At 58.6% G+C, this 20,491-nt stretch carries 20 protein-coding genes and 1 pseudogene; 11 read left to right on the top strand and 10 right to left on the bottom strand.

Annotated elements, in window-relative coordinates; all coding sequences use genetic code 11:
• A pseudogene (locus tag ADJ24_RS25550) lies at nucleotides 1–96 on the top strand (acid-shock protein); the annotation flags it as partial.
• Nucleotides 97–375: 279 nt separating this feature from the next.
• A complete protein-coding gene (locus ADJ24_RS12040) occupies nucleotides 376–1,197 on the top strand; it encodes a trypsin-like serine peptidase (protein WP_023311505.1) in 822 nt (273 codons plus the stop codon).
• A gap of 1 nt (nucleotide 1,198) precedes the next feature.
• Here the strand turns inward: ADJ24_RS12040 and ADJ24_RS12035 are convergent, their stop codons facing one another.
• From ADJ24_RS12035 to ADJ24_RS25855, 4 genes are all read right to left on the bottom strand, one after another.
• Nucleotides 1,199–3,361 (bottom strand): bifunctional diguanylate cyclase/phosphodiesterase, encoded by a 2,163-nt coding sequence (locus tag ADJ24_RS12035; protein WP_023311504.1) that lies wholly within the window; start codon nucleotides 3,359–3,361, stop codon nucleotides 1,199–1,201.
• Between the two features lie 83 nt (nucleotides 3,362–3,444).
• Nucleotides 3,445–3,774, bottom strand: a complete 330-nt coding sequence (gene mdtI, locus ADJ24_RS12030; RefSeq protein WP_024909144.1) for a multidrug/spermidine efflux SMR transporter subunit MdtI — start codon at nucleotides 3,772–3,774, stop codon at nucleotides 3,445–3,447.
• Nucleotides 3,761–4,123 (bottom strand): multidrug/spermidine efflux SMR transporter subunit MdtJ, encoded by a 363-nt coding sequence (gene mdtJ, locus ADJ24_RS12025; RefSeq protein ID WP_023311502.1) that lies wholly within the window; start codon nucleotides 4,121–4,123, stop codon nucleotides 3,761–3,763. Before mdtJ ends, mdtI begins: the two co-directional genes overlap by 14 nt.
• Nucleotides 4,124–4,241: 118 nt before the next feature.
• On the bottom strand, nucleotides 4,242–4,412 hold the full coding sequence (locus tag ADJ24_RS25855; protein ID WP_085930315.1) for a hypothetical protein: 171 nt from the start codon (nucleotides 4,410–4,412) through the stop codon (nucleotides 4,242–4,244).
• 133 nt (nucleotides 4,413–4,545) lie between these two features.
• Here ADJ24_RS25855 and ADJ24_RS12020 point away from each other — a divergent pair, with 133 nt between their 5' ends.
• A complete protein-coding gene (locus tag ADJ24_RS12020) occupies nucleotides 4,546–5,580 on the top strand; it encodes an AI-2E family transporter (protein ID WP_023311501.1) in 1,035 nt (344 codons plus the stop codon).
• Between the two features lie 3 nt (nucleotides 5,581–5,583).
• Here the strand turns inward: ADJ24_RS12020 and ADJ24_RS12015 are convergent, their stop codons facing one another.
• Nucleotides 5,584–6,531 (bottom strand): zinc-dependent alcohol dehydrogenase family protein, encoded by a 948-nt coding sequence (locus ADJ24_RS12015; protein ID WP_023311500.1) that lies wholly within the window; start codon nucleotides 6,529–6,531, stop codon nucleotides 5,584–5,586.
• A 28-nt stretch (nucleotides 6,532–6,559) separates the two neighbouring features.
• A complete protein-coding gene (locus ADJ24_RS12010; protein WP_023311499.1) occupies nucleotides 6,560–7,585 on the bottom strand; it encodes an LLM class flavin-dependent oxidoreductase in 1,026 nt (341 codons plus the stop codon).
• A gap of 178 nt (nucleotides 7,586–7,763) precedes the next feature.
• Here ADJ24_RS12010 and yajD point away from each other — a divergent pair, with 178 nt between their 5' ends.
• On the top strand, nucleotides 7,764–8,111 hold the full coding sequence (yajD, locus tag ADJ24_RS12005; RefSeq protein WP_003857471.1) for an HNH nuclease YajD: 348 nt from the start codon (nucleotides 7,764–7,766) through the stop codon (nucleotides 8,109–8,111).
• A gap of 28 nt (nucleotides 8,112–8,139) precedes the next feature.
• On the opposite strand, the gene ADJ24_RS12000 is transcribed toward yajD, so the two are convergent.
• Complete coding sequence (locus ADJ24_RS12000; protein WP_023311498.1) at nucleotides 8,140–8,925, bottom strand: MipA/OmpV family protein; 786 nt, start codon at nucleotides 8,923–8,925, stop codon at nucleotides 8,140–8,142.
• A 124-nt stretch (nucleotides 8,926–9,049) separates the two neighbouring features.
• Between ADJ24_RS12000 and ADJ24_RS11995 the strand changes: the two genes are divergently transcribed.
• The 4 genes from ADJ24_RS11995 (at nucleotide 9,050) to ADJ24_RS11980 (ending at nucleotide 15,239) form a co-directional block, all read left to right on the top strand.
• Entirely contained in the window at nucleotides 9,050–9,745 is a 696-nt protein-coding gene (locus ADJ24_RS11995; RefSeq protein ID WP_023311497.1) for a response regulator, read from the top strand.
• Nucleotides 9,742–10,938 (top strand): sensor histidine kinase, encoded by a 1,197-nt coding sequence (locus ADJ24_RS11990; protein WP_023311496.1) that lies wholly within the window; start codon nucleotides 9,742–9,744, stop codon nucleotides 10,936–10,938. Before ADJ24_RS11995 ends, ADJ24_RS11990 begins: the two co-directional genes overlap by 4 nt.
• Before the next feature lie 78 nt (nucleotides 10,939–11,016).
• The gene (locus tag ADJ24_RS11985; RefSeq protein ID WP_023311495.1) at nucleotides 11,017–12,165 is read left to right on the top strand and encodes an efflux RND transporter periplasmic adaptor subunit; all 1,149 of its coding nucleotides are present in this window, start codon (nucleotides 11,017–11,019) and stop codon (nucleotides 12,163–12,165) included.
• On the top strand, nucleotides 12,162–15,239 hold the full coding sequence (locus ADJ24_RS11980) for an efflux RND transporter permease subunit (protein ID WP_023311494.1): 3,078 nt from the start codon (nucleotides 12,162–12,164) through the stop codon (nucleotides 15,237–15,239). The genes ADJ24_RS11985 and ADJ24_RS11980 overlap by 4 nt, the downstream gene beginning before the upstream one ends.
• Nucleotides 15,240–15,261: 22 nt before the next feature.
• Here ADJ24_RS11980 and ADJ24_RS11975 read toward each other — a convergent pair whose 3' ends face one another.
• Nucleotides 15,262–16,029 (bottom strand): arylamine N-acetyltransferase family protein, encoded by a 768-nt coding sequence (locus ADJ24_RS11975; RefSeq protein ID WP_023311493.1) that lies wholly within the window; start codon nucleotides 16,027–16,029, stop codon nucleotides 15,262–15,264.
• 96 nt (nucleotides 16,030–16,125) lie between these two features.
• Between ADJ24_RS11975 and ADJ24_RS11970 the strand changes: the two genes are divergently transcribed.
• A complete protein-coding gene (locus ADJ24_RS11970; protein WP_023311492.1) occupies nucleotides 16,126–17,562 on the top strand; it encodes a PLP-dependent aminotransferase family protein in 1,437 nt (478 codons plus the stop codon).
• Between the two features lie 172 nt (nucleotides 17,563–17,734).
• Here the strand turns inward: ADJ24_RS11970 and ADJ24_RS25545 are convergent, their stop codons facing one another.
• Together ADJ24_RS25545 and ADJ24_RS11965 are read right to left on the bottom strand one after the other, a co-directional pair.
• A complete protein-coding gene (locus tag ADJ24_RS25545) occupies nucleotides 17,735–18,010 on the bottom strand; it encodes a hypothetical protein (protein WP_023311491.1) in 276 nt (91 codons plus the stop codon).
• 76 nt (nucleotides 18,011–18,086) lie between these two features.
• Nucleotides 18,087–19,142 carry an SDR family oxidoreductase gene (locus tag ADJ24_RS11965; RefSeq protein WP_023311490.1) on the bottom strand — a complete coding sequence of 352 codons (1,056 nt, stop codon included), beginning with the start codon at nucleotides 19,140–19,142 and terminating at the stop codon, nucleotides 18,087–18,089.
• 97 nt (nucleotides 19,143–19,239) lie between these two features.
• Between ADJ24_RS11965 and ADJ24_RS11960 the strand changes: the two genes are divergently transcribed.
• Both ADJ24_RS11960 and ADJ24_RS11955 read left to right on the top strand, forming a co-directional pair.
• Entirely contained in the window at nucleotides 19,240–20,127 is an 888-nt protein-coding gene (locus ADJ24_RS11960; RefSeq protein WP_023311489.1) for a LysR family transcriptional regulator, read from the top strand.
• Nucleotides 20,128–20,209: 82 nt separating this feature from the next.
• Entirely contained in the window at nucleotides 20,210–20,479 is a 270-nt protein-coding gene (locus tag ADJ24_RS11955; protein WP_023311488.1) for a hypothetical protein, read from the top strand.
• The last annotated feature ends 12 nt before the right edge of the window (nucleotides 20,480–20,491 follow it).

Genomic DNA, 20,491 nt, shown 5'->3' with positions numbered 1-20,491 from the left:
CCGGCTGTAGAACAGAAAGCTCAGGCTGCTAAAAAGCATCACAAAAAAGCAGTAAAACACGAAGCTGCTAAACCAGCTGCACAGCCAGCTGCGTAAGAGTACAAGCTTAACCGTGTCCTTCGGGGCACGTTGGTAAACCGGCGCTGAACCGGACAGGTTCCGCGCCGTTTTTTTTATCCGGAGGGCGTATGCTGCGACGCTATCGGTTTGAGCTGATTCTGATCCTGCTTATTTTATGCGCGCTCATTGCCAGCCATTTTTATCTTTCCTGATTGTAGTACGCTGATTTTACTCCCACTTTAGCGCTGTCCCGTCTATAGTATTTTCATAGGGTTCACTTTTAATAATCATAATTACCCCCCACCAGAGTGAGATATGCGTAAATCTGTTGTGTTGTTACTGGGAACGTTTGGTCTTTTTTCTGGATTCTCACATGCGGATGATGGCGGTGATGACACCATTAGCGCGAAAGAGCTCAAGACGCTTTTTTTCAATCATGACGACCGCACGCGCGTCACCGATCCCACCCTGGCGCCCTGGGATGCTATAGGTCAACTGGAAACCGCCAGCGGTAACTTATGTACTGCGACGTTGATCACCCCTCAGCTTGCCCTGACGGCAGGCCACTGTCTGTTAACGCCGCCAAACGGCAAGCCGGATAAAGCGGTGGCCTTGCGGTTTGTGTCGCAAAAAGGGACCTGGCGCTATGAAATCCACGGCATTGAAGGCCGGGTCGATCCGTCTCTTGGCAAACGCCTGAAGCCTGATGGTGACGGCTGGATCGTGCCACCGGCGGCCGCCTCATGGGACTTTGGCCTGATCGTTTTACGCTACCCCCCTTCCGGCATTACGCCGCTGCCGTTATTTGACGGCGACAAAGACGCACTCACCGCTGCCCTGAAAGCCGCTGACCGAAATGTGACGCAGTCCGGCTATCCTGTCGACCATCTGGATACGCTTTACACCCACACCGACTGTATTGTGACGGGCTGGGCGCAAAACAGCGTACTTTCGCACCAGTGCGATACGTTGCCGGGTGACAGTGGTTCACCGCTGATGCTGAAAACAGATAACGGCTGGCAGTTGATTGGCGTGCAGAGCTCTGCACCGGCGGCGAAAGATCGCTGGCGCGCAGATAACCGGGCCTTGTCTGTGACCGGTTTTCGCGACAAGCTGGAAGCGCTGGCACAGCAATAAATCAGCATCGTCTGACCTGATGCAGTGCCCTGATTGACTCAATCGGCATCGGCTGGCTGAACCAAAAACCCTGCAGTTGATCGCAGCCAGCCAGCCGCAGCAGTTTCATTTGCTTCTCGGTTTCCACCCCTTCGGCGACCACCGCCATCCCCAGCGCGTTGGCGATCCGCACCGTGCCGCTCACCAGCGCGGCTGCCTGTTCATCGTTGTCCACCAGCCCGGCCAGGGATTTATCGATCTTGATGGTGTCGAAGTTAAAACGCCGCAAATAGCCAATGCTGGAATAGCCGGTGCCAAAGTCATCCAGCGCCACCGCGGTACCCAGTGCTTTAAGATTGGCTATTGCCATGCGGGCACGATCCGGATTTTCCAGCACATAGCTCTCCGTTACCTCAAGCTGCAGCCGGTGGGCCGGGAAACGGGTACTCTCCAGCACGCTGGCCACTTTGTCTTCGAAGGCGGGATCGCGAAATTGCGCGGGAGAGATATTAACGGAAAGCTTTAAGTCACCGTATGGCTGGAGATCCTGACAGGCGCGCTGCAATACAAACTGGCCCAGTTTGTAAATCAGACCGCTGGTCTCCGCGATGGCGATGAAGGTATCCGGGCCCAGCGGCCCTTCCGGGCGACGCGGCCAGCGGACCAACGCTTCGACGCTGCTCATTGTCTGAGTGCGAGCGTCAACGATCGGCTGATACCAGACCTCAAACTCATCGCGCTCCAGACCGCTACGGATCTGATTTTCAATCGCCAGCTTGCGTTCCCGGACGCTGTTCAGCTCCGCATCGTAGTGGGTAATCCGCCCTTTCCCACTCATTTTGGCGTGATACATGGCAATATCGGCGCGGCGAAACAGTTCTGAGCTGGTGCATTCAATCAGAGTTCCGCTGGCGATACCGATGCTGGCCCCGATATGGATCGTGCGTTCCCCCAGCTGAACCGGGGTGGCGAGGTAATCCAGCACCGAAACGGCAAACGCGGTGGCTCGGGCCTCTGCATCATCACCGCCGATTGTCATGGCAAACTCATCCCCGCCCATGCGGGCCAGCATCCCGCCCGGCGGCACCCGTTCACTCAGCGTTTTCGCAATCGCCACGATGAGATCGTCCCCCACGCTGTGGCCGTAGATATCATTCACATCTTTAAAACCATCCAGATCGATAAACACCACGCTTTTGACGTCGATATCTCCGCGTAAGCTCACCCGATCCAGCGCCTCGATAAGCGCTCGCCGGTTCGGCAGATGGCTTAACCAGTCCGTTCTGGCCACCAGACGTGCCTGGCTTTCTCCTCGCGCAAGCTTGTAAAGCCCCACGCTGCTCACCAGAATAAAGAGCAGGATCAGAGCCGATGCCAGCACAACAATCTGCGTGATATCAGAGGATGCCGCCCGGGCGGCCTGCGCCCCCGGAAGCCGCGCCTGCCAGTTCAGATAGCCCAGCAGCTCCCCAGCCGAACTGCGCAGCGGCATACTCATCTCGTTAACTTTATCGGGCGTAAAGTGAAGGTTATCGATCTGAAAGGTCGCCCCCAGGTCGGATAAGATTCTGGCGTTCAGATGACGGGTAATCACCAGATAGCGGCGCGTTCCGTCGGTAACCTGTAATCTTCCGACCATTGGGCGAATCAGCCCAATGCCCACAAAGGCGACGCCGCTTCGCGTTTTGCTGATCCCGGCATAAATATTTTTATCGCCTGATAAGGCGCGCGCGTGCTGAGCAATAAGGGCTTTCAGCCCCTTACCGAAAAAATCGAGATTCGTCTCCTGAAAAGGCTGACTTTTAAACGATCCCCAGAGGACGTTGAAATGTTCATCCAGCACGAAGGTGCCGTCATAGAGGTTATCAATTTTAAAGCCGGTGCCCCAGGTGTCGTACAGCCAGTCGGTATTAAGCGTGGGACGGTAGGCTTCCCGCACAGCATCGTCCCAGACGGCGTTGTCAAGCACCAGAGATGAGACGCGGTTAACCGATGTCTGAATAGCCCCCTGCACGGAAAGCGCCGTGCGGTGTTCATCAATTTCATTGGTTTTGGTGCTGATAAGATGCAGGGAAAGATAGAGGAGTGCGACGACGGAGATGATTAAGCCGATGCCCGCCATAAAGACCATGGCAAACAACGTTCTCGCATTGGGAATATTGCGCCAGCTTAATGTGCGATACATCAGCCATCCTCTTCATGTTTTGCTTTTCTAAGCGTAATACAGGCAGCGAATTTCGCTGCCTGTAAAGGATGGCTTTATGACCGTCAGGCGAGTTTTATCATGATCATGCCGGCAAGCAGCAAGATGAGCCCCATCCAGCCCTTGTTGTTTAAGCGCTGGCCGAAGAGCACCCAGCCTGCGGCCAGCGTGGCGGCGATACCAAAACCGCCCCACAGCGCATAGGCCACCGACAGATCGATCCCTTTTACCGCCTGGGACAGGGCGCTGAACGCCCCCAGAACCGCGGCAATCGACATCAGGCCGTACAGTTTACGGCGAAAACCATCCGAGAATTTCAGCAGAACGTTCGCCAGGATCTCCAGCACGATGGCGAGTCCCAGCCAGGCCGCATGAACCCACTCAAACTGTTGCATGGTTCTGCTCCTTCTGCTGTTTGCCAGGCTTACGGGTACCCGATTTAATCAGCACAATACCCGCGACCAGCGTCGTTAATCCGGCGACCTTCATTGTTGTTAATGTTTCGTCAAATATCAGCACGCTGAACAGCGTAATCAACAAAATACCGATCCCTTCCCACAGTGCATACGCGACGCCCAGCGCAATTTTTTTCACCGCAAACGAGAGGAAAATATAAGAAAGCGAAATCATCACCAGCATCAAAATAAAACCGGTGTTGCCATCGCTGACGCTTGCCCATTTCATAGACAGCGTGCCGGTAATTTCAGCGACGATAGCCAGCGCTAATAGGATCCAGTAAAACATGTTTTTCTCCTGCTTGAGAATATAATCCATCGTGGCCCACTGCATGCAGCAAACCCAAAAAAAACGAATTGAAATCAGATAGCTAAGCGCTTAGCGCCAGCTCAGGCAGAAGGAATGACTATAGTGCGGTGCGCCAGTGTTGCTCACCAGAAAGCAGGCAGAAGGAGGTGGAGTAGACAGCGGTATTGTTTGAAGAGTACGTCCTGAACATATTGTCCATAAAATTACAATTATCCGCGTTGTTGCTTCTCGTCTTTGCGGATGAAAATTGTCCTCGGTAGTTAAACACACCAGATTTGTACCATAAGCCAGGATTTTACTCAAAGTCTTTGCAATTCTTTACCCATACCGTTTGATTTTGGTTAGTTTATTGCAACGCCTTTCACCTTTATTATAAATATAAAGAAAAATTCGGAGTCACCATGGCTAAACCCATTATTACCCTGAACGGGTTAAAAATTGTCATCATGCTGGGCATGCTGGTGATCATACTGACAGGCGTTCGTTTTGCCGCCGACATTATTGTGCCCTTTATTCTGGCCCTGTTTATCGCGGTGATCCTTAACCCGCTGGTGCAGCGCATGACGCGCCTGCGCATCCCGCGCGTGCTGGCGATCACGCTGCTTATCAGCATCATCATTGTGGCGATGGTCTTGCTGGTGGCGTATCTGGGGACCTCGCTCAATGAGCTGGCGCGAACGCTGCCAAAGTACCGTTCTTCGCTGGCGATACCGCTGCTGCAGCTAGAACCCTGGCTGCAGCGCGCGGGTATCGAAGTCTCGGTTGAGGAGCTCCTGAAATATATCGACCCCAACGCGGCGATGACGATCGTCACCAGCCTGCTGGCGCAGCTTTCCAATGCCATGACCTCCATTTTCCTGCTGTTTTTAACGGTGGTGTTCATGCTGCTGGAGGTGCCGCAGCTGCCGGCAAAGCTGCAGCAGATGATGGTCCGTCCGGTTGAAGGCATGGGGGCGATTCAACGCGCGCTGGACAGCGTCTCCCGCTATCTGGTGCTGAAAACGGCGATTAGCCTGGTCACGGGCGGTGTCGTCTGGGCGATGCTTCTGGCGCTGGACGTTCGCTTTGCCTTTGTCTGGGGGTTACTGGCGTTTGCGCTTAACTACATTCCCAACATCGGCTCCGTGCTGGCGGCGATCCCCCCTATCCTTCAGGTGCTGGTTTTCAGCGGGTTTTATGACGCGCTGATCCTGCTGGCCGGCTATCTGGTCATCAACCTGGTGTTCGGTAACATTCTTGAGCCACGCATGATGGGGCGAGGGCTGGGACTCTCCACGCTGGTGGTCTTTTTGTCCCTGATTTTCTGGGGCTGGCTGCTCGGGCCCGTTGGAATGCTGCTCTCCGTCCCGCTGACCATTATCGTCAAGATTGGCCTGGAACAGACGGCGGGCGGGCAAACCATCGCCGTGCTGCTGAGCGATATGAGCCATAAATAGCGGTCAGTACGCCATCGACAGGAGGGGCTTGCGGGTCCTTCCCCCTTCGCGATACGTACCGATCGCCCTCCGCCATTCCGCCAGCGGATACACCGTGACGTCGCTGTACCCGCTGGCGGGTAAATTAAGCCAGATGCGGTCAAACTCCGCGCGCCACGCCTCAGCGCTGAGCGCATCCAGACCGTTTCGGATATGGAACCACGCCACGCGCGGCGCGGGCCGTTGCTGTCTGAACGTTTGCCCGGAGAGCAGCCCGTAGCAGACAAACATGCCCTGCTCGGGCATCGCGCTGAGGATCGCTTCCGCCAGCGGCCCGCCGGTGGCATCGTAGACGACGTCAGCACGCGCGGCGACGGTGCCAATCCGCTGCGCGTCATGCTGCGCGACGGGAATGATACCCATCGCCTCCAGCCGTTCAGCGTGAACGGGGGAACGGTGGATCCCGTACACGGCTTCCGCTCCTGACTGACGTGCCCACTGCCCCAGCAGAATGGCGCAATCCGACCCGGCAGCCGTCAGCAGCACCCGCTTTCCTTCAGGCGGATAGCGGGTAAGCATCATCTGCGCCGCCAGCGGGTTGATATAGGCCCGTGCGGCCAGATGTGCGTCAACAGCGTCCGGAACGGCGATAGCATACTCTGCCGGGCAATCAACATAGCGCTGCCAGGTGCCTTGACCGCGCAGCGGCAGGACGCGTTTACCCAGCAGATGCGCAAAGGACGCGGGCGCGTCGGTGACAATGCCGACACCTTCATACCCCGCTACCGCCGGTAACGGGGTTCTGTGGCGGTAGGCGCCGGTAATGGGAATAAGATCGGACGCGTTCACGGGAGAAAACAGCATTCGCACGCGCAGATGACCCGGCGCAAGCGCCCCAAGCGGCGCGGTTTCAGATTGCAGAACGGTTTCTGGCTCGCCAAAACGGCGATACCAGAGGGCCAGATTTTCCATTACGATCTCACGGCTGATAGCGGAACGACTACTCGCGCCAGCCCATTGCCGGTGCGACGTGTTTGAGAATAGACTCAATCACGTGCGCATTGTAATCCACACCGAGCTGGTTCGGCACGGTCAGCAATAACGTATCGGCTTCGGCAATCGCGTCGTCCTTTTTCAGCTGTTCAATCAGCTTGTCCGGCTCCGCCGCATAGCTGCGCCCGAAGATCGCGCGCGTTTTCTCATCAAGATAGCCCACGCTATCGCTGTCGTTGCGGCTGGCACCGAAATACATCCGGTCGCGGTCGTCCATCAGCGCAAAAATGCTGCGGCTGACCGACACCCGCGGCTGTCGAGAATGCCCTGCCTCTTTCCAGGCCTGACGGTACGCGCGGATCTGTTTTGCCTGCTGAATATGGAACGGCTCGCCGGTTTCATCGTCCTTCAGGGTTGAACTTTGCAGGTTCATTCCCAGCTTTGCGGCCCATACGGCCGTCGCATTGGAACCGGCGCCCCACCAGATACGCTCGCGCAGCCCTTCAGAATACGGCTCCAGACGCAGCAGCCCCGGCGGATTCGGGAACATAGGCTGTGGGTTAGGTTTTGCAAACCCTTCACCGCGCAGCACCTCAAGCAGCACCTCGGTATGACGGCGCGCCATATCCGATTCGTCTTCTCCTTCCTGCGGGACATAGCCGAAATGGCGCCAGCCATCAATGACCTGCTCCGGCGAGCCGCGGCTGATGCCAAGCTGCAAACGACCGCCGGAAATCAGATCCGCCGCGCCCGCATCTTCAGCCATGTACATCGGATTTTCATAGCGCATATCAATCACGCCAGTACCGATTTCGATGGTTTTCGTTTTTGCGCCTATTGCCGCCAGCAGAGGGAACGGCGAGCTAAGCTGTCGGGCAAAGTGGTGCACGCGGAAATACGCGCCATCTGCCCCCAGCTCTTCAGCCGCCACGGCTAAATCGATGGACTGCAGCAGCGTGTCTGCCGCCGAGCGCGTGCCGGACTGCGGAGAAGGCGTCCAGTGACCAAAGGATAAAAATCCGATCTTTTTCATAACCATTTTTCCTGATAATACGTTGCGTTCTGTCCACTTTACGCATTACCCGATAAGAATAAATGCCGTTTATTTAACGGAAAGCATCAAATAAATTGACAGAATAGCGTGGTTCTTCATTCCGCCCCATAATGGGATATAATCTTCCCCACTCTTTTCATGGCAGGTAAAACCGGCAATGGCTTTGATCCCCAAAAACTACGCGCGGCTGGAAAGCGGCTATCGCGAAAAAGCATTAAAAATCTATCCCTGGGTCTGCGGACGCTGCTCGCGCGAGTTTGTCTATTCAAATCTGCGTGAACTCACGGTTCACCATATCGATCACGACCATACCAACAACCCGGAAGATGGCAGCAACTGGGAGCTGTTGTGCCTGTTTTGCCACGATCACGAACATTCGAAATACACCGAAGCGGATCAGTACGGCACCACCGTGGTGGCCGGGGAAGACGCGCAAAAAGACGTGGGCGTCGCCACGTTTAACCCGTTTGCCGATTTAAAAGCGATGATGGATAAGAAGAAATAATCCTCTCGCCCCCTCGTGCTCCTCGAATTTAAAATGTCCAGGTGATAGCGGCGGTTGCAGCCCCCTCATTGCGCCGCATCACGATCGGGCTGTTAATCGCACGATCGCCCAGCCAGGTATAGTCCGCACTCAGCACCGTCCCCCAGTGGGCATCGAACTGATGGCTCCAGGTCAGGCTGGTGTCGACGCCATAGAATCCACCCGGCGCAGCATAGCGGCGATAGCCGGTGCGGCGGCTCTGCCGCTCGCTGACTCCATACCAGGTATTCAGATAACGGCTGTCGCCAAACAGGGCCGCTGACTGAAAGGCAACAGTATCCTGATTATTTTGTAAGGGGATTAGCGTCACGGAGGCCTGATAGCTTGCCCCCTGGCTGTCCGTTAACGGCAGCGTCGCTTTGCCTTCCATACTCAGCCATGGCGCGGCCTGCCAGCCCGCGGAAAGGCCGGTATTCAGGGTGGCATCAATGTCCCCCATCCCTTTCAGATTGTTTGCGCCCTCACGCCAGCCAGAATTTTTCTCAGCCCTTCCGAAGTCGTAGCCCAGCGTGTGTTCGAAATACCAGCCGCTGTCGTTTTGCAGGTCATATCCCCCCCCTTTTTGCGCATCAATAAAGAAAGCGCCTTTGCGTCCCTGCAGCACAGGAACCACCTGCCACACCTGCTTGTCTGAGCCTGAGTAACGCGGGGCATACTCCCCCCCAAGCCCGACGGTGAGGGAATCGGACGCGGTGCCATCATCCGCCTGCGCGCCGGAAGCCACGGCCATCAGAAGCGGGACGGACATATACAGGACTTTTTTTATCGCTATCATACTGCTCTCCATACGGACGCTGGCGCCTCCTGATACGGGGGCGGCCACACAACGTTGGCGCAGTATGATTTGGCTGAATCAATGAATCGTCGGGATAGTGTTAAGAAATGGTCAAGGTGAACGGATGTTGTCCAGAAGAGTGCTGATTATTGAAGATGACGCCGATGCGGCTGGCGTGCTCGAGGCCTATTTACGGCGGGAAAATTACGACGTGACCATTACCGGAGACGGTCATTCCGGGCTGGATATGGCGCAGCGGTGGAAGCCCGACCTCATTCTGCTGGACGTGATGCTGCCGGGGCTTAACGGCACCGAGGTGCTGGCTGGCCTGCGTCGTAAAAGCGATGTGCCGGTGATCATGGTCACGGCCATGGGGGATACCCCTGACCGCATTGGCGCCCTGCGATACGGTGCCGATGATTACGTTGTGAAGCCTTATCATCCGGGCGAAGTGGTGGCTCGGGTGCAGGCGGTGCTGCGGCGCAGCAGTAAAAAAGAGACGGACGAAGCAATCCTTCGCTGGCAAACGCTGGAGGTGGACGTGGCCGCCATTGTGGCGTGCGTGGATAACGGCGGCGACGCGCCCGTGATGCTCGATCTTACGCCAACGGAATTCTCGCTTCTGGCAACGCTGCTGCGTTCTCCGGCGCACCCGTTCTCCCGCCAGTATTTACTGGAGCACTGTTTGCCGGAAAGCGAGGCGCTGGAGCGCGTGGTGGATACCCACATTTATAACCTGCGTAAAAAACTGGAAGCGGCGGGGATCTCCGGCGTGCTGATCAACGTTCGCGGCGTGGGTTACAGGTTCAGACAGCCATGATTAAAAATCAGCACTCCTCTCTGTGGCGCTGGATTTGCGCGCGCATCCTGGCGCTGGCTATCGGCAGCGTGATCGTCATTGCCACCTGCATGTGGCTGCGCTATGCGGTTCAGAACTACTGGATAATGGGCAAAATGCCAGCGGCGGTCCGCCAGGAGTTTCTGACGCTCAGCCAGAACCCGCAGGCCAATCCGGCCCGCTTCCACTCGATTGTGGACACCTGGTGGGGCCTGAGCTATTCCACGCCGTCTATCGCCTCAGCCGACTGGGCCACGGTGGCCCTGCTGGTGCTGGTGATGATCCCGTTTATCGTGGTGATGGGGCTCAAACACGCCCGGCCGCTGGCGCTGCAGTTCAGCCGCCTTCGCGATGCGGCAAAGGATGTCGCCGACGGGCAGTTTGGCCGTCAGGCGGAACTGATCGAGGATGCGCCGGCGGAAATGGTCAGCTTTGCGACCGACTTTAACTCCATGACGGGACAGCTCGCCCGCTATGAAAAAGAGCTCCGCGCCTCGCACGTCGCGATGGCGCACGAGCTGCGCTCGCCCCTGACGGCCGCCATCGGGCGTCTGCAGGGCATGTTAGACGGCGTGTTTGATGCCAGCCCGGCGCAGCTCGGCATGGTGATGAAACAGCTCCAGCACCTCAACCGCCTCACCGATGAGCTTCACCTTCTGTCGCTCGCCGACGCGGGTAACCTCGTGCTGGAGGACCAGCCGTTTTGCCTCGATGAGCTGATTCAGGAGCGGGCTGCCTGGATCATGCCCGAGGCTGACGCGCATCATTTTCGGATAACGCTTCGCAACCCGCGCACCAGCCCCTTCAGAGGCGATGCGTTCCGTCTTGGACAGGTCGTTACCATCCTCATGGAAAATGCGCTACGTTACGGACGCGAGGGCGGCCACCTCGAGGTGGCGCTGCACTACGCCAGCGGTCATTACATCCTCGAATTTACCGATGACGGGCCGGGCGTGTCGCCCCAGTTCTTACCGGAAATGTTTAAACGCTTTAGCCGCGAGGAGCAGTCCCGCGCGCGGCATTCCGGCGGCAGCGGCCTCGGTTTATCCATCGCCCGGGCGATTTGCGAGGCGCATGGGGGTGAGATTAGCGCGTCATTGCCGGAAACCGGCGGCCTCGCCGTGCGCATTTTTTTGCCCTGGCACCCGTCCGGTAATGAAAATATCCACTCTTGATAAAGCCTTGACAGAACGTCGAATCTTTCTCGACGTAGCGCGCATTTAATAACGCCATTCCCTTTATGGAGCGGCGTTATGTCAGACGAATTTTTTCTCTCCCTCCGCCACTGCCTGCATCATTTGTACGGCGTGGCGCGCACCCTTTCCTGGCTGCATTTTCTTCCCCTGGCCCTGCTTGCGCTGGCGATTTTTCCGCTGACCGGCTGCGGTGATAAACACGAAAATAAGCCCGACCCTGCGCGAGCGGTACGCTACGTCGTCGTCGGGACCGCCCAGACCCTTCCCGCGCTGGAAAGAACCGGTGAGATCCATGCCCACGATGAAACGACCCTGAGCTTTCGGACCGGGGGCCGAATACTGACGCGCAGCGTTGATATTGGCGACCGGGTCACTGCCGGACAGCTGCTGGCCACGCTTGACAATACAACCGGGAAAAACCAGCTCGACGGCGCGGCGGCTGACTATGAAGGTGCCAAAGCCTCGGCGCAGGTCGCCGCGCTTAACGTCAGTCGAATGCAAAAGCTCATGCCAACGGGTGCTATCGCCCGCACGCAGCTCGACAGCGCCCGTGCCGACTGGCTTGTCGCCCGCGCGCGCTTAAAAAGCAGCGAGGCCGCATGGCGAAATGCCCGCGAAAGCCTCGGCTGGACGCGCCTGATCGCGCCGCAGGCGGGCGTCATCACGGCCGTGAACGCCTCTGCGGGGCAGGTTGTCAGCGATGGTCAGTCCGTGCTGACGCTGGCAACGGGTGAAGCCCGCGACGTGGCGTTTGATATTGCCACTCCGGATGCGATCCCGCCTCTGGATAAGACAGAATTGCGGGTTTCACTCCTCAGCGATCCGTCGGTACAGGCGTCTGCCGCGCTGCGGGATATTACCCCGCAGGCCGATCCTCAGACCCGCACCTGGCGCGTCAGGGCCACCCTGCAAAACCCGCCGGCGGCCATGGCGCTGGGCGCCAGCGTTACCGTCACGTTGCCATCGTCAGCCCCGCGCGGCTACACCCTTCCCGCCTCGGCGCTGACCCGCATCGGCGACAAACCGGCCGTTTTTGTGATTACCCCGCAGTCGCGGGCGCAGCTGCGCGCTGTGGTGCCCGCGAGCTATACGGCCACCTCCGTCATGATTGCCTCCGGCCTTGAGCCGGGCGACAGGGTGATTACGGCGGGCGTGAGCACATTGCGGTCCGGCGAGCCGGTGGTGCCTGGGGAGGTTCAGCCATGAATACCGGACCGGAAGCCAAATTTAACCTCTCCGCTTGGGCGCTGAAGAACCAGCAGATGGTCAGCTTTTTCATGCTGCTGGTAATTGCGATGGGCGTGTTTTGCTATGAGAAGCTGCCGCGTAACGAAGATCCGGCTTTTACCATTAAAACGGCCGTCGTCTCCGCGCAGTGGCCGGGAGCCTCCGTGGCGGATACCACCCGTCTGCTGACCGATACGCTTGAAAAAAAGCTGCAGGAAACGCCCTGGCTGGACTATCTCGAAAGTGAAACCCGGGCCGGACGCACCGTTATCCACGTCAACCTCCGTGACGATACGCCCCCGCAACGCGTGCCGGACATCTGGTATCAGGTTCGCAAAAAAATGCAGGACATCGCGCCGTCCCTGCCTGAATGGGTGCAGGGCCCTGCCGTGGACGACGAGTTTGACGACACGTTCGGCACAATTTATGCCTTTATTCCCGAGGGTTTCACCCTGCGGGAGGTGCGGGATCGCGCAGAGACAATTCGTCGCGAGCTGATGTCCCTGCCGGATATAGGCAAAACCACCCTGCTGGGCGAACAGCAGGAGCAGTGGGTTCTCGCCTTTTCTCCGGCGCGCCTGGCCGGGATGGGGCTTGATATTCAGGAGGTTGCCGACGCCCTCCGGGCGCAAAATGCGGTTGTCCCGGCAGGAACAATGCGTACCGAAAAAGAGAACATGGCGATCAAGGTCAGCGGGGCGCTCACGACCGAAGAGAGCTTACGCGCCGTCACGCTGCACGTGAACAATCGCTATATTCCGCTGACCGACATTGCCACCGTCACCCGGGAAATCGCCGAGCCACCGGCCCCGGCCTATCGGGTGAACGGCAAGCCGGCTATCGGGCTGGCGGTGTCGATGGCGCCAACGGGCAACATGCTGCGTTTCGGCGCTGCGCTGAATGCCAGAATGGCGGCCCTCAGCGCCGGGCTGCCGCACGGTATCGAGATGGTGAAAGTTGCCGATCAGTCAGCGGTGGTCAGTGACGCGGTAAGCGGATTTATCCGGGTGCTTATCGAAGCCGTTGTTATCGTGCTGGCGGTTTCATTTGTCTCGCTGGGCTTACGGGCCGGACTGGTCGTGGCGACGGCCATCCCGCTGGTGCTCGCCATGACGTTTGCCGGGATGATGCTCGCAGGCATCGGCCTTCAGCGCATCTCGCTCGGGGCGCTGATCATTGCCCTGGGCCTGCTGGTGGATGACGCCATGATCGCCGTCGAAACGATGGTCTCGCGGCTGGAAGCGGGGGATTCCCGTCGGCATGCGGCCACCCATGCGTTCAAAACGACGGCCTTCCCGATGCTCACCGGTACTCTGGTGATGATTGCCGGCTTTATTCCCGTTGGTTTTGCGGCCTCCAGCGCCGGTGAATACTGTTTTTCCCTGTTTGCGGTGGTGCTCATTGCCCTGCTCTGCTCCTGGGCCGTCGCGATCCTGTTTTCGCCGCTGACGGGCACGTGGCTGCTGCCGGAAAAAGTCAGACATCACGCGGTAGGCCCCGGCAGGATCGCGCGCGGGTACGGACGACTTTTACGCCTGGCGCTGCGCCACCGGCTCGCTTCCGTGCTGATTGCGCTTGCCGCGCTGGGGCTGTCAGCGTACGGCACGACGTTTATGCAGGGCGAGTTTTTCCCCGCATCGGATCGGCCTGAGCTGCTGGTCAGCCTGACGCTTCCGGCCAACGCGTCGCAGCCGGAAACGCTAAGAGAGGTGAAAAAGCTGGAAAAGGCGCTGGCCGGCAACGGCAACATCGATCGCTATTCGACGTACGTCGGGTCGGGCGCCATCCGTTTTTACCTGCCGATGGACGTGCTGCTGGAAAATGAAAATATCGCCCAGATGGTCGTGGTGGCTAAGGATCTTGAGGCGCGGGATCGTCTGCATGCGCAGCTCAACAGGCTCCTGGCGACGCAGTTTAGCGACATCATCACGCGCGTGTCGCCCCTTGAGCTGGGGCCGCCCGTCGGCTGGCCCATCAAATACCGGGTGAGCGGGCCAGATTATCTGCAGGTTCGGGCGTTGGCGAACCATCTCACGGACGCGATTGGCCGCTCCCCGTTCTCACGCGACGTTAACCAGACGGCCGGAGAGCCTGAAAGGGTCATCACCCTTAAGGTGAATCAGACGGCGGCCAGGGCGGCGGGAATATCGTCAGAAAGCCTCGCCCGCACGCTGAACACCGTCTGGTCCGGCAGCGTTGTCACCTCCATCAGGGATAACGACCGCCTTGTCGACGTGGTGCTGCGGGCCACGGACGATGCACGTCACAGCACCGCCACCCTCTCCTCGCTCACGATTCAGGGGAATGACGGTAAAAAAATTCCGCTCAGCGCCGTCGCGACGCCGGTCTGGGGCGTGGACGATCCGGTCATCTGGCGTCGCCAGCGCGTACCCTTTATCACGGTGCAAACGGACCTTGCCCCGGGCCTGAAGGCTGAAGCGGTATCCGCGGCGCTGCGTCCGGCGGTCGACAAGCTGCGCGCGAGCCTGCCCGCAGGTTACAGCATTGAAGAGGGCGGCGCGGTTGCCGAATCGGACAAGGGGAACAGCTCCGTCTTTACCGTTCTTCCGGTAACGCTGGTCCTCATGCTGTTGCTGCTGATGCTTCAGCTGCGGCGATATTCCCGGATGCTGCTGGCCCTCCTGATGGCCCCGTTTGGCCTGCCGGGGATCGTGCTGGCTATGCTGCCCGGCGGCACGCCGATGGGGTTTGTCGCGCTGCTGGGCGTCATCGCCCTGGCGGGGATGATCGTGCGCAACGCGGTGATACTGATTAGCGAAGTTGACAGCAATCTTGCTCAGGGGATGGCAAACGATGCCGCAATTATGGCGGCCGCGGAGCACCGGGCCAGACCCATCTGTCTGACCGCCTGCGCCGCCATTCTGGGCATGATCCCGATCTCTCATCAGGTCTTCTGGGGGCCAATGGCCTATGCCATTATCGGCGGGCTGCTGGTCGCGACGCTGGTGACGCTGACCGTGTTACCCGCGTCGTTTAGCCTGCTGTTACAGTGGGGAGCTCAGCGCAACGCCGCAGAAGACGGACTGCGCTGAGGCTCCACCGTTTCCCGGCAGATTACGCGGCGATCAGCGCAAAACGGTCTTTCAGGACATGGCGGATTTCCTCCTCCGCCAGCTGCCGCGTTTCAGTGCCGTTCGCCGTGATGGTTTTCAGCACATCGCCCAGCAAAATCTGGCGTCCCTCCGGGCTGTGCTGCACCACCACCCTCTTCTGCACAAAGATGGCATCCGGGTGCGTGGAGTTAAGGTAGTTGGCCGGAACGAAATCAATCCATTCCTGAGGGGTGAGATCAAAGCCGTACTGCCGGGCCCACTCTCCCTCAACCTTCGCCTCAAGCAAATACTCACCCTCCGCGCTGCGGCTCAGTCGGAACGTGTCGAAATCCTGCGTGATATCCACATCAAGCGTGTCCAGCGCCATTGGCGCACGAATACCGTAGCTGCCGAAACCGAGGTCGCAAAGCCACTGTCGGCTATCTACCTCAGCAACGATCGCCATGTGGGTTTTCGGCCGCCGCGCGGGGTAGAACATCGGGCGCGCCGCCACGAAGCGGTAAGGGATCCCTAACGCCTCCAGCGCCATGGCAAAAAGCCCGTTTACCTCATAGCAGTAGCCACCGCGTCCCTGCGTTAACACCTTATCGGCGATATCGTCTGGCGCCAGCGAGACAACTTTGCCCGCCTGTACGTCCAGATTCTCAAAGGGAACGGAAAAGAGCTGATGGCGCATGAGCGCATGCAGGGTGGCCGTATCGACACCCGCCGGTCCGGTATAGTTTATGCGTTTGAAATAGGTGGAAATGTTGAAGTTATCGCTTTGCATAATGCCTCCTTGTCCTGAACATGCCGGACACTATAGATGGCGCGCATCAATGGCTGTATAGTCAGTTTTATCGAAAATTAGCCTGAACAGTTACCCATGTCTGCCCCGTCCCGGTCCTCTCCTCACTATCGCCGTATTGCGGATATGCTGCGTTTTACCATTACGTCCGGCGCGCTGCGCGCCGGTGACAGGATGATCTCCGCGCGCAAACTGGCCGAACGCGAGCGCGTTAGCCTTCCGACGGCGCTGGAGGCCCTCCGCTGCCTTGAGGCTGAGGGGCTGATCGTTGCGCGCCCGCGTTCAGGCTATTACATCCGTCAGACCAGCCAGCCTCCGCGCGCGGAGCCCACGCGCTCCACGCCGGGCCCGGTCCCCGTCACCATGTCCGCCGTGGCCCGGTCGCTGTTCAGCAGTGCAGAAGCCCGGCTGATCCCGCTGGGCGCCGCCCTGCCCGATCCCGCGTGGCTGCCGGGAGATGCGCTGCAGCGGGCGTTGCACTCTGCGGGCCGTCGTCTGGACGCGCATGGACAGAGCTACAGCCTGCCTCCGGGAAGGCGGGATTTGCGAAGCAAGATTGCCGCGCGCTCTGCCCAGTGGGGAGCCCGGTTCAGGGCGGACGATCTCATTATTACCGCAGGCGCGACGCAGGCGCTGCGCCTGGCCCTTCGGGCCGTGTGCCAGCCGGGTGATGTCGTGGCGATTGAGCAGCCAGCCTACTTTGGTACGCTCCTGCTGCTGGAGGATTTAGGCCTGAAGGCTTTAGCGATCCCCACCGACCCTGTGGAAGGCCTGCTGCTGGAACCGCTGGCGGACGCTATTCGCTGCCACCGCCCCGCGGCCGTTCTGGCCTCGCCCACGGTGCAAAATCCTTTGGGTGCCAGCATGCCCGTCGCGCGCAAGCAGGAACTGGTTGCCCTGCTTGAAGAGGCTGAAATTCCTTTAATTGAGGACGATGTTTACGGTGATCTGGTCGGCGAGGGGCAACGCCCTCCGGCCTGCAAGGCGTTCGACCTGAGCGGGAATGTGATCTACTGCAGTTCCCTGTCTAAAACGCTTGCGCCCGGATGGCGAATCGGCTGGATCGCCGCCGGACGCTACTCCCCGCAGGTCTTACAGGCCCGCATGGCCGGAGAATGGGCTGGCGCCCCGCTGCTGGAAGCGGCGACGAGCGATGTTCTGGCGAGCGGCGACTACGATCGCCATCTGCGGCGGCTGAAGCGCCGGATCTCAGAGGGCGTTCGCGCCGTCGTGGCGCAGGTCAAGGCGAGCTTTCCGCCCGGTACGCGCGTTAACGTACCCGCTGCCGGTTTCCTGCTGTGGGTTGAACTGCCTCAGCGGGTCAACGCGCTGGAGGTGCATCGTCGCGCGCTGGCGCTGGGCATTGGCGTCAGCCCTGGCCCCCTGTTTTCCCCTGCCGCGGAGTTAACGCACTTTCTGCGGCTGAACTGCGCAAACGAACCCACGCCCCGCCTGCTGAACGCCGTGGAACAGATTGGTGCGCTGTGTCACGAGCTGGCCGCCCGGCAGGGATAATTTCACAGATTGAGGATTGATCGTTCTTTAACGACTGCTTCAGGATTGGCACTTTTTACCGCTGCCATAAAAGCCGTGAAGTTGTGATTCCAGAGGGTGAGATTGTTATAAAACTGTACTTGCTTTTCATTAGCACCATCACGGTAAATAACAATCCAGACCCGTCTGCTATTTATTTCGGTATTTCCCGGCCCGATTTTAATGATGTTAGCCAGCGCAATCTTACGGGTGGCGTTTTTTTAACTTCATATAAAAACAGGTCATCATAAAACCAGGTTTTACCTGCATTCCCGCCAAATATTGAGGGGTTGGCAGATATCTTTTTCATCCCGTTACAGTCTGAAATGATGCGTTTTGCCTGGCGAATGCGTCTGACAAAAAAGCTTAACAGAATGAAAAGCGCAATGAGGGGCAGCGCGACTGATATAATTTTTAAACTCTCGTGCATCCCTCTGCCCCACCATACCTTTTTTATTAACGCGTGAGTATAACGCGCCGATCGTTGATGACAACAACCCTTACGGTCAGGGAATAATCCGCGCGGCTCTCAACTGCGCGAACAGGCGGAAAAACATCGCATCGGTCGCCTGCATTTGCGTAAAGCCCGTCCTGCGCAGCTTGCTCCCGTCACCAAACATGTCGTAATTCCAGCCAAAGACAAAATCGGCAAACCGCCCGTCGCTCAGCTGCAGAATATCCGCTTCCACCAGCCGCTCTTCGGCAAGCTCGCGCCATACGCCGCGATAGTCGTTAAACAGCTGATGAAATGACAGCCTCACCGGCGGCGCAGAGTCCAGTTCAAACCAGCGTGCGATGCGCGGCCACAGCTCGCTCCAGCGCCAGATATCGCCATTGTTTACGTTGAACGCCTGATTCTGTGCCGCAGGTGACGCGGCGGCCCACACCGTGGCCTCGGCCAGCAGCCCGGCGTCGGTATGGTCAACGATGCTGTGCCAGGCCTGTTCCGAACCGGGAAAACGCAGCGGTAACCCCAGCGCCTTGCACAGGGAGGCGTACAGGGCGATGCTCAGCGCAAGGTTCATGGCATTACCCGGTACCGCGCTCCCCACCACGCCCGGCCTGATAGCATTCCAGTGCCAGCGTTTCCCCAGCTGAAACTGGCTGAGCCACGCTAGCTGCGCGGCGTTAAATTCGGCACCCAGTACGCCGGGATCGCTTTCCCGCGCCGGGGTTTTAAACGGCCCCAGATGCGCACCATAGACTTTGTACCCCTGCATCAGGCTTACCGTCTGCAAAGGCGCCGTTTTTTCGAGGGTGCTGACCAGATTACGCAGCATGGTGACGTTCGGCTCAACCATGTCCGTCCAGTTCGCCGCGTTCGCCCAGGCGCTGTAAAAGATGTGGGTGACACCGTTCAGGGCGTGCAGCGCCCGTGCGGTATCCCTCGCATCCAGTAAATCGACGTTCACCACGGGAATGCCGTCCGGATGGGTTACCTCGCGGCGACTGAGGCCAATCACCTCCCACTGATGGTGCAGGAGCGTATTGACCAGCTGTCTGCCGACAATGCCGCTGGCGCCCGCGACCAGGGCGACGTTGTGTTGCTGCATCTTATTCATGGTGTTTCTCCGGAAAGGGTGACAGACGCAGTGTGATCTATTATTTTTTCTGGAGATATCCCCTGAAATCGATGGCACTTATAAGCAGAATCATTAAATGAATAATAAGCTCACCGCCATTTCTACCTTTCTACGCGTCGCTGAAGCGGGCTCGTTTTCAGCGGCCGCCCGTCAGACCGGTATTAAGCAGTCCGCCGTCAGTCAACAGATCGCGGCGCTTGAGGATGAGCTTGGCGTGGTGCTGCTGCACCGTACGACGCGTACGATGAAGCTGACCGAACAGGGTGAACGTTACCGGCGAGATATGCAGCTTGTGCTGGACGCTATGGGGGAAGCGGAAAGGCGTTTACATCCTGCCGATCATCGCGTTCAGGGACGCGTCCATGTCCAGTTGCCGAGCGGCCTGGGGCAGATCATTTTGCCGCATCTGCTGGCGCTACAGCGCCTGCATCCCGAACTGCAGCTGATGATTTCCCTGGATGACCGCCTTGCCGATCTGGTGACGGAGGGCGTGGATGTCGCGATACGGCTGAGCAGCGAGCCTCCGCAGGCGCACGCGGCTCGCGTGCTGGCGCGTATTGAAGCCGCGCTGTTTGCCGCTCCCGGTTCTCAGGCCGTACACGCCGTCAGCGAACTTACCACGCTGCCACACGTACGGTTCAGCGGTATTCCGCTGGATGCCCCCCTGCGCCTGATTTCTGACGAGGAAACGGTCGAGGTCAACGTGAATACCGTTTTCCGTGCCAACACCAGCGACGCGCTGCTGCAGGCGCTGGAGTCAGGCATCGGTATCGGCGGCATGCAGCGACCGCTCGTGGCCAGGGCGCTGCAGGCGGGCACGCTGGTGCCGGTGCTGCCCGAGTGGCGGTTACCCGATCGCTTCCTCTATGCCGTCTATCCTGACGCCCGCTTTATTCCGCAGCGCGTCAGAAAGGTCGTCAGCGTGATTGAGCAGTTGCTGCCTGAAATACTGAAGAAAAACTGATTTTTCCGCCGTAAATGACGTGCATTTTTTAACCGCCAGGAATAGAGTATTTTTACCGTATTCTCCTCTTTCTGGAGCACTTATGCCGGATTATCTTTTTTTCCAAAAAGGCCCGAACCTGATTGCGATCGAGAGCGCAAACACCGATGCGGCCGCTCAGCTCATCGCTCAGGGGTTTGAAAAACAGTTTGAGGAGATTGGCGCCGCGGATGAAAAAGAGGCGCTTACCCGCCTTGCCGATATCCGTAAAAATAACGAGATCGATCGCTATAACTTCCTGGCCGGAGCGGGCGAAATGCCGCTGATCGGCGCGCTGGCGGCTGCGGCAACCTGGTTGGTGCAAAAGAAATAACGCAACCATCTT

The organism is Enterobacter sp. 940_PEND, assembly GCF_001059415.1.
Classification (GTDB): domain Bacteria; phylum Pseudomonadota; class Gammaproteobacteria; order Enterobacterales; family Enterobacteriaceae; genus Enterobacter; species Enterobacter cloacae_M.
This window is presented reverse-complemented; position numbering and strand designations above follow the sequence as displayed.